This is a genomic window from Isoptericola sp. NPDC055881 (genome assembly GCF_053615895.1).
Genome location: NZ_JBSHCR010000053.1, coordinates 1 through 11,961, shown reverse-complemented (window position 1 = coordinate 11,961; position 11,961 = coordinate 1). Strand labels below are relative to the sequence as shown.

Annotated in this window: 12 protein-coding genes and 3 tRNA genes; 8 read left to right on the top strand and 7 right to left on the bottom strand. The window is 72.3% G+C overall.

The features are described from left to right. Positions 1-23: 23 nt before the first annotated feature. Positions 24-386: a metallopeptidase family protein gene (locus ACWGKI_RS15360; RefSeq protein WP_380245273.1), complete on the bottom strand. Its 363-nt coding sequence runs from the start codon at positions 384-386 to the stop codon at positions 24-26. A gap of 58 nt (positions 387-444) precedes the next feature. Between ACWGKI_RS15360 and ACWGKI_RS15355 the strand changes: the two genes are divergently transcribed. From ACWGKI_RS15355 to ACWGKI_RS15335, 5 genes are all read left to right on the top strand, one after another. Beyond that, positions 445-517, top strand: a tRNA-Glu gene (locus tag ACWGKI_RS15355). Between the two features lie 148 nt (positions 518-665). Beyond that, a tRNA-Asp gene (locus tag ACWGKI_RS15350) sits at positions 666-739 on the top strand. A 50-nt stretch (positions 740-789) separates the two neighbouring features. After that, positions 790-865 (top strand) — tRNA-Phe (locus ACWGKI_RS15345). Positions 866-1,031: 166 nt separating this feature from the next. Continuing rightward, entirely contained in the window at positions 1,032-1,448 is a 417-nt protein-coding gene (locus tag ACWGKI_RS15340) for a phage holin family protein (RefSeq protein WP_452188094.1), read from the top strand. After that, positions 1,445-1,762, top strand: a complete 318-nt coding sequence (locus ACWGKI_RS15335; protein ID WP_452188092.1) for a DUF3618 domain-containing protein — start codon at positions 1,445-1,447, stop codon at positions 1,760-1,762. The genes ACWGKI_RS15340 and ACWGKI_RS15335 overlap by 4 nt, the downstream gene beginning before the upstream one ends. A 19-nt stretch (positions 1,763-1,781) precedes the next feature. Here the strand turns inward: ACWGKI_RS15335 and ACWGKI_RS15330 are convergent, their stop codons facing one another. Next, on the bottom strand, positions 1,782-1,988 hold the full coding sequence (locus tag ACWGKI_RS15330; RefSeq protein ID WP_079575713.1) for a BldC family transcriptional regulator: 207 nt from the start codon (positions 1,986-1,988) through the stop codon (positions 1,782-1,784). 397 nt (positions 1,989-2,385) lie between these two features. Here ACWGKI_RS15330 and ACWGKI_RS15325 point away from each other — a divergent pair, with 397 nt between their 5' ends. Further along, the gene (locus ACWGKI_RS15325) at positions 2,386-2,589 is read left to right on the top strand and encodes a DUF3073 domain-containing protein (protein WP_380245628.1); all 204 of its coding nucleotides are present in this window, start codon (positions 2,386-2,388) and stop codon (positions 2,587-2,589) included. Between the two features lie 115 nt (positions 2,590-2,704). Here the strand turns inward: ACWGKI_RS15325 and purM are convergent, their stop codons facing one another. The 3 genes from purM to ACWGKI_RS15310 are packed head-to-tail and all read right to left on the bottom strand — an operon-like array spanning position 2,705 to position 5,881. After that, the gene (purM, locus tag ACWGKI_RS15320; RefSeq protein ID WP_380245525.1) at positions 2,705-3,811 is read right to left on the bottom strand and encodes a phosphoribosylformylglycinamidine cyclo-ligase; all 1,107 of its coding nucleotides are present in this window, start codon (positions 3,809-3,811) and stop codon (positions 2,705-2,707) included. 37 nt (positions 3,812-3,848) lie between these two features. Further along, complete coding sequence (gene purF / locus ACWGKI_RS15315) at positions 3,849-5,396, bottom strand: amidophosphoribosyltransferase (RefSeq protein WP_380245524.1); 1,548 nt, start codon at positions 5,394-5,396, stop codon at positions 3,849-3,851. Positions 5,397-5,443: 47 nt separating this feature from the next. Next, a complete protein-coding gene (locus ACWGKI_RS15310) occupies positions 5,444-5,881 on the bottom strand; it encodes a histidine kinase (protein WP_452188089.1) in 438 nt (145 codons plus the stop codon). Positions 5,882-6,063: 182 nt separating this feature from the next. Between ACWGKI_RS15310 and ACWGKI_RS15305 the strand changes: the two genes are divergently transcribed. Next, complete coding sequence (locus tag ACWGKI_RS15305) at positions 6,064-6,336, top strand: GlsB/YeaQ/YmgE family stress response membrane protein (protein WP_380245522.1); 273 nt, start codon at positions 6,064-6,066, stop codon at positions 6,334-6,336. A gap of 116 nt (positions 6,337-6,452) precedes the next feature. Here the strand turns inward: ACWGKI_RS15305 and ACWGKI_RS15300 are convergent, their stop codons facing one another. Both ACWGKI_RS15300 and ACWGKI_RS15295 read right to left on the bottom strand, forming a co-directional pair. Continuing rightward, complete coding sequence (locus ACWGKI_RS15300; RefSeq protein WP_452188087.1) at positions 6,453-9,263, bottom strand: ExeM/NucH family extracellular endonuclease; 2,811 nt, start codon at positions 9,261-9,263, stop codon at positions 6,453-6,455. Between the two features lie 232 nt (positions 9,264-9,495). Continuing rightward, positions 9,496-9,870: a sterol carrier family protein gene (locus ACWGKI_RS15295; protein WP_452188085.1), complete on the bottom strand. Its 375-nt coding sequence runs from the start codon at positions 9,868-9,870 to the stop codon at positions 9,496-9,498. Between the two features lie 543 nt (positions 9,871-10,413). On the opposite strand from ACWGKI_RS15295, the gene ACWGKI_RS15290 reads away from it, so the two are divergent. Beyond that, on the top strand, positions 10,414-11,493 hold the full coding sequence (locus ACWGKI_RS15290) for a PDDEXK nuclease domain-containing protein (RefSeq protein WP_452188083.1): 1,080 nt from the start codon (positions 10,414-10,416) through the stop codon (positions 11,491-11,493). Positions 11,494-11,961: the final 468 nt, after the last annotated feature.

The window sequence follows — 11,961 nt, the reverse complement described above, 5'->3', positions numbered from 1 at the left end:
CGCGTCCGGTCCGTCGCGTCCGGTCAGGCCCAGCCGAGCTCGTGCAGCCGCTCGTCGTCGATGCCGAAGTGGTGCGCGATCTCGTGCACCACGGTGATCGCGACCTCCTCCACCACGTCCTCGCGCGTGTCGCAGACGGCCAGCGTCGGGTTCCGGTACACGGTGATCCGGTCGGGCAGGGAGCCGGCCGCCCAGTACAGGTCGCGCTCGGTGAGCGGTACGCCCTCGTACAGCCCGAGGAGCTCCGGGTCGTCCGCGGGGGCGTCGTCCTCCACCAGCACGACGACGTTGTCCATCATCTCGGCCAGCTCTGCCGGGACCTGGTCGAGGCCGTCCCGGACGGCGTCCTCGAAGTCCTCGCGCGTCATCTCCACCACGGGTCCCATCCTCGCCCACGGCGCGTCCGAGACCCTGCTCGGCGCCTGGGTATGCTTGCCGGGTCCAGCCCCCATCGTCTAGCGGCCTAGGACCCCGCCCTTTCACGGCGGTAGCACGGGTTCGAATCCCGTTGGGGGTACGTCCGCGGGACGTCGGCCACGGTCGGCGGCGCGCGAAACGGGGCGTTCTTGCAGGTCAGCGGCCGATTTTAAGATCCCGCCGACCATGGGGTACGCTTCTTCTCGGCTCGAAACGAGCTTCCAGGTGCGGAGAATACTCCTCACCATGGCCCTGTAGCGCAGTTGGTTAGCGCGCCGCCCTGTCACGGCGGAGGTCGCGGGTTCAAGTCCCGTCAGGGTCGCGCATGATGCGCCCGGTTCGTCGGTCACGGCGCCCGGGCGTTCGTGTCCAGGCTCTGTAGCTCAGTTGGTAGAGCGTTCGACTGAAAATCGAAAGGTCACCGGATCGACGCCGGTCGGAGCCACCACAGAAACCCCCGTGCCAACGGCACGGGGGTTTCGTCGTTTCCGGCCACAACGCCCGAATCTCGCACGATCACCCCCTCGGCACCCGCGTCGAATTGCCTGGACCAGCAGAGACGGGTTGAGTGGGACCGCACGGACGATCACCCACACGCAGGATCGGAGCAGCCGATGTCGGACTGGGACGACGGACGCACGCCGCCCGCCGAGCAGCCGCCCTCCATGGGGCGGCTCGTGGAGCAGCTGTCGGAACAGGCCACGCGCCTCGTGCGCGCCGAGGTCGCGCTCGCCAAGGCCGAGATGGCAGAGAAGGCGAAGCGGTCCGGCATCGGGCTCGGCCTGATCGCCGCCGCCCTCGTCATCGTGCTGTACGCGGTAGGCGTGCTGATCTGGGCCGGCATCACCGGCCTGGCCACCGCCTGGCCGCTGTGGCTCTCGGCCCTCGTCGTCGGCGTCGCGATGCTGATCGTCGCCGGGATCGCCGTCGCGATCGCCGTCGGCCAGCTCAAGAAGGCGGCCCGCCGACCGGAGACGATCGACCGGGTCAAGGAAGACGTGGAGACGGTGAAGAAGGGGGTGCGTCGGTGAGCGAGTCCACGACGCCCGAGAACAAGAACCCGGCGCCCACCTCGCGGGAGCTCGAGGACGAGGTGAAGCGCAGTCGCGCCGAGCTGTCCACGACCCTGGACCAGCTCGCCATCCGGCTCTCGCCCAAGTACCAGGCGAACCAGCTCGCGTCGGCGACCAAGCAGGCGGCGAGCGACGCCGGCGCCTTCGTCACGGGCGGCGGCCTTCCCGACGGCCAGCCCGGTCGGCGGCGCAACGCCCAGGTGATGCTCGGGGCGGCCGCCGCGGGCCTGGCGCTGGTCATGATCGTCGTCGTCCGCGCCCGGCGCCGCTGAGCAGCCCCCCGCAGACCAGCTACTTGTCCGGCGTCGCCTCCTCGGAGGCGGCGCCGAGCAGCGCGCGCACCTCCGACTCCTTGTAGCGACGGTGCCCACCGAGGGTACGGATCGACGAGAGCTTCCCCGCCTTGGCCCAGCGGGTCACGGTCTTGGGATCGACGCGGAAGAGGCTGGCCACCTCTGCAGGCGTCAGTAGAACCTCGGAGTCTCCGTGGAGCGACATCCCCTGCACCTCCTGGTGCGCGACCGGCCCGGGCGGCGCCCGGTGTGCGGACACGGTCTCGCTCATCCATTGTGTGCAGAAAGCGGGATTGAGGCGACTTGGGAGCCGGATGAAATCGTCCGGATCGTACGGACTGCCCCGAGACGCACCGTGCGTCCCGATCTGGCTGTCGCGCGCCCGCGACCGACCGGACCGTGCCCCGATCGGTCTCGTGACCTGAGACACCTTCCGGAGCGCGATCACCCCTCCCACGTCCTCCGATACGCGCGGCGCGTGGCGCGGAGTGGAGGGAATGGCACGCGAGCATGTACCGTTGGGGTCTGAACAGACTACTTACGCACGGGGCCGCCGTCATGGACGGCGCAAGCCCCGCTCCTACGTTGAGGGGGTCTCAGCCATGGGCCGCGGCCGTCAGAAGGCAAAGCAGACTAAGGTCGCTCGCGAGCTGAAGTACTACAGCCCCGAGACGAACTACCACGCGCTTGAGCAGGAGCTCAAGAGTAGCGAGGGCAGTCGAACGGATGTCGTCACGGAGGACCGTTACTCCCCCGGTGACGACGAGTACGACAACCGATACAACGCCTGGGGCGACGAGCGCTGAGTCGTCAGCACCAGGATCCCGTCTCCCACGGGTTCCTGCGCCGCGCGCGAAGGGCCGGACGGCAGCCGCCGTCCGGCCCTTCGGCTGTGCGGGGGAGGCTCGCCTCCCCCGCACCTCAGCGGTAGTCGCCCGTCAGGCGGACCGCGCCGCCCTGCACGCCCTTCGTGCCTGCCACGAGGTCCTCTGCCGGTGCGGCGGGGTCCAGGTCAGCCACCGAGCCCAGCACCCAGGCAGGCACCCCGCGCGCCGCGAGCGTCGCCAGGGCGGCGTCCACGCCGTCGGCTGCGACGACGGCCACCATGCCGACGCCCAGGTTGAGCGTGTTCTCCAGGTCGCTCCGCGGCACCGAGCCGAGGTCGCGGACCGTGCGGAACACCGCGGGGACCTCCCACGACGCGCGGTCCACCGTCGCCACGGTCCCGGCCGGCAGGACGCGCGCGAGGTTCGCCGCGAGGCCGCCGCCCGTCACATGCGTGAACGCGTGCACCTGCGCCGCGGGGTCCTCCGCGAGCGCGAGCACGTCGCGCGCGTAGACGCGGGTGGGCTCCAGCAGCTCCTCGCCCAGCGTGCGGCCGAACTCCTCGACGTGCCGGTCCAGGGTCCAGCCGGCGTGCTTCACGACCGCGCGGACCAACGAGTAGCCGTTCGAGTGCAGGCCGCTCGAGCCCATCGCGACCAGCACGTCGCCCGCGCGGACCCGCTCCGGGCCGAGGACGGCGTCCGCCTCGACGATGCCCGTGGCGGCACCCGCGACGTCGTACTCGTCCGGCTCCAGGAGGCCCGGGTGCTCGGCGGTCTCGCCACCCACGAGCGCCGTGCCGGCCACCTCGCAGGCCTGCGCGATGCCGCGCACGATGTCGGCCACGCGCTCGGGGACGACCTTGCCCGTGGCGATGTAGTCCGTCATGAACAGCGGCTCGGCGCCGACCACCACGATGTCGTCCACGACCATGCCGACGAGGTCGAAGCCGATCGTGTCGTGCTTGTCGAGCGCCTGGGCGATCGCGACCTTGGTGCCGACGCCGTCGGTCGACGTGGCGAGCAGCGGCTGCCGGTACGTGCGGATCGCCGACAGGTCGAAGAGCCCGGCGAACCCGCCCACCCCGCCGAGGACGGCGGGACCGTGCGTGCGGCGCACCGCGTCCTTCATCAGCTCGACGGCCTTGTCGCCCGCCTCGGTGTCGACGCCGGCGGCGGCGTAGGTCAGGGGTTCGTTCGTCACGTGATGCTCACCGTTCGTCGGCTGTACCAGTCGGCTGTCAGGGGTGGTCGAGGGCGTTGGCGCCACCGGCGCCCACGGAGACCCGCGTGAGCCCGTCCTCGGGCGCGCCGAGCGGCAGCTCGGCCTGCTCCAGCAGGTGCTTGCCGAGCTGGTCGGCAGTGGGGAGCTCGATCGGGTACTTGCCCGTGAAGCACGCGGCGCACAGCTGGGACGAGGGCTGCTCGGTGGCCTCGATCATGCCCTCGAGCGAGATGTACCCGAGGGAGTCGGCGCCCAGGGACTGCCCGATCTCGTCCGGTGTCAGCCCGTTCGCGATCAGCTCGGCGCGCGACGCGAAGTCGATGCCGTAGAAGCACGGCCACTTCACCGGCGGGGAGGAGATGCGGACGTGGACCTCCGCCGCACCGGCCTCGCGGAGCATCCGGACCAGGGCCCGCTGCGTGTTCCCGCGCACGATCGAGTCGTCGACGACGACGAGGCGCTTGCCGCGGATGACCTCGCGGAGCGGGTTGAGCTTGAGCCGGATGCCGAGCTGGCGGAGCGTGTCCGACGGCTGGATGAAGGTGCGGCCCACGTAGGCGTTCTTGGTGAGCCCCTGCCCGAAGGGGATGCCGGACTCGGCCGCGTACCCGACGGCGGCCGGCGTGCCGGACTCCGGCGTCGGGATGACGAGGTCGGCCTCGACCGGGTGCTCGCGCGCGAGCCGGCGGCCCATCTCGACGCGCGAGGCGTGCACCGAGCGACCGTTGATCGTGTTGTCCGGGCGGGCGAGGTACACGTACTCGAACACGCAGGCCGCGCGCTCCGTCTCGGCGAAACGCTCGGAGCGCAGGCCGTCGGCGTCGATGGTGATGAGCTCGCCCGGCTCGACGTCGCGCACGTACGACGCGCCGACGATGTCGAGGGCAGGCGTCTCGGACGCGACGACCCAGCCGCGCTGGAGGCGCCCCAGGACCAGCGGGCGCACGCCCTGCGGGTCGCGGGCGGCGTAGAGGGTCCCCTCGTCCATGAACACGAGCGAGAACGCGCCGCGCAGGCGCGGCAGCACCTCGAGCGCCGTCTGCGCGAGGGTGTGGTCGGCGTCGCCGGCGAGCAGCGCCGTGATGAGCGCCGTGTCGGTGGTGTTGCCGCGCGCCAGCTCGCCGCGCCGCTGCGCGCCGTAGCGCTCGGCCACGAGGTTCACGAGCTCGGCGGAGTTGGTGAGGTTGCCGTTGTGGCCGAGGGCCACGGTCCCGCCCGCCGTCGCACCGAGGGTCGGCTGGGCGTTCTCCCAGGTGACCCCACCCGTGGTGGAGTACCGGCAGTGGCCCACGGCGAGGTGGCCGGTGAGGGCGTCGAGGGCGGTCTCGTCGAAGACCTGGGACACGAGCCCCATGTCCTTGTAGACGAGGATCTGCTCGCCGTTGCTGGTCGCGATGCCGGCGGACTCCTGTCCGCGGTGCTGCAACGCGTACAGACCGAAGTAGGCGAGCTTGGCGACCTCCTCACCGGGGGCCCAGACCCCGAAGACGCCGCAAGCGTCCTGGGGGCCCTTCTCGCCGGGCATGAGGTCGTGGTTCAGGCGGCCGTCAGGGCGCAAGGGCATGAGTCGAGTATCCCACAGCCGCCCGGGCGGCCGACCTGGAGGATCGGTCAGCGGCGCCGCAGGCTGCGCCGGTCGGAGACCACCGCGAGCAGCCCCGCGACCCCCAGCCCGAGCGCGATCCCGCCGAGCACCGTCACCGCGACGTAGACGCCCGGCTTCATCAGGGTCTCGGCCGATCCGGAGACGTCGATCAGCCAGGTGGAGAAGATCAGCCCGACGACCGCGCCGACCAGCGCGCCCACCCACAGGAAGACGGGGTACTTGGGGGCGCGGCGCACACGCCCCGGGTCGACGAGCAGCGTCACGTCCTGCGGCTCCTCGGGCGAGTGCGGGGTAGGACCGTCGTCCGCCGCGGGGGCGTCGTCCGCCGGTGCGGGCGTCGTCGGCGCGTCCGTCGCGGGGGCGTCCTCCCGTGCACCGTCGTGCACGGTGCCGTCGTTCGCGGTGCCGTCGTTCGCCGGGCCGTCAGGGGTCGAGCTGCTCACCCCACGAGCCTAAGTCACCGCACGAACCCCGCCGACACGCCGCCGAGGTGCCGCGGAGATGCCGCGGAGATGCCGCCGAGCTGCCGCCGCGCACCCTCGCCGGACGGGCGGCGTGCACCCACGCTTCGCCGTACTGTCAACGAAGGCGCGACCTGCGCCGACGTCGAGAAAGGGGCAGCACCGTGAGCATCTCCGGCATCATCAGCGCGATCATCATCGGCGCGATCATCGGGGCCCTGGGGCGGCTGTTCGTGCGCGGACGGCAGAACATCTCGATCCTCGTGACGATCCTGGTCGGCATCGTGGCTGCCCTGCTGGGCACGTGGATCGCGGACCTCGTCGGGGTCAAGGACACAGGCGGCATCGACTGGCTGGAGCTGGTCTTCCAGATCGTCCTCGCGGCCATCGGCGTCTCCATCGTCGCCGGGATCGGCGCCCGCTCGCGGCAGCCCTGACCGCACGCCACGGCCCGCAGAGCTCGGAATTCCCGGAACGCCCGGACACGCCGCCGGCCGTGCCCGCCGCGACCACGCTGGTGGTCGGACGGGCACGGCCGGCGCTGTGCGTGCGGTCAGACGGTCCCCAGGTCCTTCCAGGGCCCCCACGGCGACGCCCCGGGCTCGTCGTGCCGGGAGTACCACTTCGCCACCCAGCGGTGCCCGTCGTGGACGACGACGTCGCCCTTGCCGTACACCCAGGTGTCCGTCCAGGCCGGGAACGTCCCCGCGGCGGTCACGACGGGTGCGCCGACCTCGGCCCACGGCCCGTACGGCGACGCCCCGGGCCGGTCGCCGCGCGACCACCACAGGGCCTCGAACAGACCGCCCTCGAAGACGACGCGGTCGCCCTTCGTGTAGGTGGCCTTCGCGGACCACGCGGGCGCGGCCGGCGCGAGGTCGAGCCCCACCAGCAGCGGGTCGTGGTCCGACGACCGGAACGGCGTCTCGTCGTACAGGATGGTCGCGTTGTAGTTGTAGCGGCTGTACTCGTTCGCCACGGGCTCGTAGGCGTTGATGTTCCAGATGTCCGTGCCGGTCACCCGGTCGACCAGCCCGGGCGAGGCGAGCGCGTGGTCGAGCGAGCCGACCGCGCCGTCGAACGCGTAGGTGTACTCCCCGGTGGTCGGCCCGAGGTCGGTGTATCCGGCGTCGGTGAGGACCACGACCGGGTCCTCCTGCTCGTACGAGTTGAGGTCCCCCACGAGCAGCACGGCGTCCGTGCCGGCGTCGGCGGCCACGTCGTCGGCGAACGCGACCAGCGCCGTCGCCTGCCGCGCCCGCGACTCGTTCGACGCACCCTGCCCGTCGCCGCTGTCCGCGTCGCCGGGCCACGGCCCGGCCGACCCCTTCGACTTGAAGTGGTTCGTGATGACCACCACGTCGTCGCCCGGGTCGGCGGCGACCCCGCCGGCGGGCTGGAACACCTGCGCGAGCGGCTGGCGCGCGTTGCCGAACGCCTCCGGGTCGTCGAGGATCCGCGAGGAGCCCACGGGCTCCGCGCCCGCCGTGCGGTACACGAACGCGGTGCGGATCACGTCCTCGGACGCGGGGAGGTCCGCCGGGGACGCGACGTACGCCCAGGTGCCCGCCCCGTCGTGCGCGTTCAGCGCGTCGACGAGGTCGGACAGCGCCTGGTCGCGGTCCTTGCCGAAGGTCGCGGAGTTCTCGATCTCCTCCAGCGCGACGACGTCGGCCCCGAGCGCCGAGATCGCGGCGACGATCTTGGTCTGCTGCCGCTGCAGGTCGTCTGCCTGCGCGGCACCACGGGCGGCGCACCCGTCGCGCACCGTGACCGGGTCGCCGGCACGGTCGGTGTAGTAGCGGCACCCGGTGAGCTGGTCGCCCGTGGTGGTGAAGTAGTTGAGCACGTTGAACGTGCCCACCTGGAGCGTGCCGCCCACGTGCTCGGGCGTCGCCTCGCGCGTGTTCTCGAACGTGGCCGGCTGGACGTCGGCGGCCACGTCGGGCGTGAGGCGGTGCTGCGGCTGCAGCCCCCAGGCGTCGAAGCGGAAGTCGAGGACGACCGGCCGCGTGAACGTCACGGCGGCGCCGACGCGGACCGGCTTCCCGCCCGTCAGCCAGGGCAGCGGCTGCGCGGAGTTCGCGGCCGAGCCGTAGTTGGTCGACGCGCCGTCGTCGAGCAGGAGCGCCCGCGCCGCGTTGTCCTCGGCCTGCTCCTTCGCCTCGACCGAGCCGGGACGGCCGACGGACGTCGGCTGGACCAGCGGAGAGCTGCCGGCGGCGAGCCCGATGGTGCCGTAGAAGTTGGTGTCGTAGTTGTCCGTGACGGTGAAGTCGCCCTGGGGTGCGAGCAGCATGCCCTCGAGCGCCTCCCGCCCGGCGTCGGTCGCCGGCCAGGTCGTGGCGAGCGGCTCGACCGTGCCGGGCTCGTCGAGCACCGTCCACGCGTCGGCGGTGACCTCCGTCAGGCCGGAGTGCTCGCTGACCGGACCCGTGACCTCGACGTGGTCACCGACCTCCAGCTCCTGCGCGGCGGCTCGCGAGTAGACGAAGACGGCGTCCGACGCTCCGGGCGTCGCGTCGTCGGCCGGGTCGCCACCGGTGCCCGCGGTCTGCAGGTAGAGCCCGTCGAACCCGCCGATGGGGTACGTGGCGGTGACGACCCCGGTGGTCGTCACGGTCTTCCCGGCCAGCGGGGACGTCGCGCCGGTGCCCTGGATCTCCGCGATCGTCGCGTCCTCACCGGCGCCCGGGTCGGTGCCGGGGTCGGTGCCGCTCGCGACCGGCGTCGGCGTGCCGGTCGCGAAGTCGGCGGCGTTGTCGGCCGAGTTCGCGTGGGCGCGGCGCGCGACGGACGTGGCGTTCGTCGTGGCGGGCGCCGGTGCGGAGCCCGCGAAGGCGTTCGCCGACGCACCCCAGCCCACGAGGTCGACCACGTCGGCGGACGTCGCGCAGGCCGCGCCGGTGCAGGACAGCCGGTCGGTGCTGCGGACGAGCGCGACCTTGGCGCCCGTGCCCGACATGGCGATCGTGCCGGTCGCGTCGGGCGTGGGCAGCGCCGGCAGCGAGGTGTTCGCGCCGAGCCCTTCCGCGACGAGGTAGGACCCGCCGGCGGGGATCTGTCCCTGCAGGACGGTCTGCGCGCCGTTGGCCCAGGTGCCGGTGGCCGACGCGTACTGGACCGTCCAGCCGTCGAGCGACACGGGCTGGTCCGTCGGGTTGTACAGCTCGACGAAGTCCTGGTTGAACGCGGCGCCGCTGTTGCCGCCTCCCCCGTACACCTCGTCGATGACGACGGGGGCGTCGGGCGAGACGGCGGCGGCTGCCGGGACGGCGAGGGCGGCCCCGACGGGCAGGACGAGCGCGGCCGCGGTGGCGGCCGCGAGCGGTCCTCGGTGTCGGGCGGGTGGGGTACGGCTCACGATGGCTCCTTCGCGGCGGACGTGGGTGACGTCACTTCAGCAGACCCGCGTGAACCGCTGTTGAACCCGAGGTCACCGGACGTCGTCGTCCACTGGCCCGGCGCGTGCCTGCCCGGTGCCGCAGACCGTAGCGGACCCCGCCGACACCCGCCCGCTGCCGACGTCGATCGGCAGCGGAGCAGGTGTGCGGCACCTGCAGGTGCCGCACACCTACCGCACTGCCGACGACACCTCAGGGGCGGGGGCGGGCGGCCTGCAGGGGCAGCAGCGCGGACAGGTCGGCGCGCTCGCCCGAGGCGTTCACTCGCCCGGAGCCGACGGCGTCGCTCCAGGTCAACCGGCCCGTGGCCAGCGCGAGCCAGGTCTCCACGTCGGTCTCCACCACGTTCGGCGGCGTCCCGCGGGTGTGCCGCGGGCCGGCCACGGCCTGGACCGCCCCGGCCGGCGGCACCCGCACCTCCACGGAGTTCCCCGGCGCGACGTCGGCCAGCTCCTCCAGCGTGAACCGCACGGCGGTCGTCACCACCGGGCGGGAGCCGTCCCCGCCCAGCCACGCGGCCACGGCCGCCCTCCCGGCAGCAGGATCCGTCCGTCGTCGAGCAGGCACGCCAGCACCCTATGCCTCTCCGCGTCCTCTGCCTCTTCCCGTGGGTCCTCTGCCCCACGACGGCGCCCCAGGTGGCGCCACCGCCCCAACGACGGCGGCACGGCCCACCTGCCGCCCCAGTCGCGCCCGGACTCGGCCGCGGAGAGCACCGGGAGAGCCGGGAGCACCCCAGGGCCGCGGGACGACGACGGCAGAGCGCGAGGCGGAGGGTTCTTCGCGCGGACGTATCCCTCCCGAAGTGGAGGGCGCCCTGGCGCCCGTGAACGCGTCCGCGCGAAGAAGCCTCCGACCCGCGCGACAGCGCCCAATGTCTCTTCCGTCTGCACCTGCCTGCGGGGGGGCGTTCAACTTCGACTCCTGAGGTACCGGCCGCCGCTTGTGATCCCACGGTCGGTGATCGACAGCATGAAGCCGTTCTAGCTCTCGATCGCGAACACCGCGATCGGCGACCATCTGGGACAAGTTCGGCTCCATCGAACCCACCACCAGCTGACACCGCACCGGGGAGCGCAGAGTGTCAGAGCGTCAGGGAAGACTGCGGGCATGGCCCCCGACGACGTAGCCCTGGAACCGGCGGGGTACGCCGACCTGCTGGCCGACCTCAAGGCGCGAGTGCGCGCGACGCAGTTCCGTGCCGCGCGCGCGGCGAACACCGAGCTGCTGCACCTGAACTGGTCGATCGGCCGCGACATCCTCGAACGCCAGGGCGCAGCCGGCTGGGGAGCGAAGGTGATCGACCGTCTCGCCGCCGACCTGCAACGGGAGTTCCCCGGCCAGCGCGGCTTCTCCCCGACCAACCTGAAGTACATGCGCCAGGTCGCCGAGGCATGGCCCACGCTCAGCGACTTTGGTCAGCACCGTGCTGACCAATTGCCCTGGGGGCACGTGATGGTCCTCGTCAGCCGGCTCCACACCCGTGCCGACCGGGACTGGTACGCCGAGCGCGCGGCCGCCGAGGGATGGAAGCGCAGCGTCCTGGAGCACCAGATCAAGATGCAGCTGCACCAGCGCATCGGCGCCGCACCGTCGAACTTCGCGGCCGCGCTGGACCCGACCGACTCCGAGCTCGCCCAGCAGCTGGTGAAGGACCCCTACGTCTTCGAGCACCTCGGTCTGACCGACCAGCTCGCCGAACGCGACGTCGAGCAGGCGCTGATGGACCGGCTGCAGGACACACTGCTGGAACTCGGACGCGGCATGGCATTCGTCGGCCGCCAGGTCCGCCTCGCGGTCACCGACGACGCCACCGGAGAAGCGGACGAATTCTTCGTCGACCTGTTGTTCTTCCACATTCCCCAGGGCAGGTACGTGGTCATCGAGCTGAAGCTCGGCAAGTTCGAGCCCGGGTTCGTCGGCCAGCTCGGCACGTACGTCGCGATCGTCGACGACCAGCTGCGCGACCCCACCAAGCACGCCCCGACCGTGGGGATCCTCATGTGCACGGGCAAGGGCGGCCCGACCGTGCGGTTCTCCCTGGCCTCCACTGCTGTACCCATGGCGATCGCCGACTACCAGGGCCTGCCGCCCGATGCGCGAGACGCGCTACCCACCGCGGCCGAGCTCGAGGCCGTCCTCGAGCACGGCCTCGACGACGTCGACGACGGCGCACCGCAGTCCACCTGATCGCCCACCCCCACGCCCAGCCGCATCACCAGAGGGCGACACCGCCGCCAGCGAGCGCCTCGTGCCCCTGGTGGGTGACCCGCGGGTGCGCGCATCGTGTGGGGCTCTCTACCGTGGCGTGAGCTGAGCGAGGGAGCGGGTCATGGCCGTGTCGGTCGAGGTTCCCCACGAGTCGGTCATGTGCGCCCTCCGCCGAGAGCACCGGAGCGCCACGAGCCCCCGGGGCCACGGGACGACGACGGCAGAGCGCGGGTCGGAGGCTTCTTCGCGCGGACGTGTCTCTCCCGAGGTGGAGGGCGCCCTGGCGCCCGTGAAGGCGGCCGCGGAACGACGGCAGAGCGCCGGTCGGAGGCTTCTTCGCGCGGACATATCTCTCCGAGGTGGAGGGCGCCCTGGCGCCCGTGAAGGCGGCCGCGGAACGACGGCAGAGCGCGGGTCGGAGGCTTCTTCGCGCGGACGTATCCCTCC

Excerpts from the sequence above, each read along its gene's own strand:
- ACWGKI_RS15360 (WP_380245273.1), bottom strand. The coding sequence starts at position 386 with ATGGGACCCGTGGTGGAGATGACGCGCGAGGACTTCGAGGACGCCGTC.
- ACWGKI_RS15340 (WP_452188094.1), top strand. The coding sequence starts at position 1,032 with ATGTCGGACTGGGACGACGGACGCACGCCGCCCGCCGAGCAGCCGCCC.
- ACWGKI_RS15330 (WP_079575713.1), bottom strand. The coding sequence starts at position 1,988 with ATGTCGCTCCACGGAGACTCCGAGGTTCTACTGACGCCTGCAGAGGTG.
- ACWGKI_RS15325 (WP_380245628.1), top strand. The coding sequence starts at position 2,386 with ATGGGCCGCGGCCGTCAGAAGGCAAAGCAGACTAAGGTCGCTCGCGAG.
- purF (WP_380245524.1), bottom strand. The coding sequence starts at position 5,396 with ATGCCCTTGCGCCCTGACGGCCGCCTGAACCACGACCTCATGCCCGGC.
- ACWGKI_RS15290 (WP_452188083.1), top strand. The coding sequence starts at position 10,414 with ATGGCCCCCGACGACGTAGCCCTGGAACCGGCGGGGTACGCCGACCTG.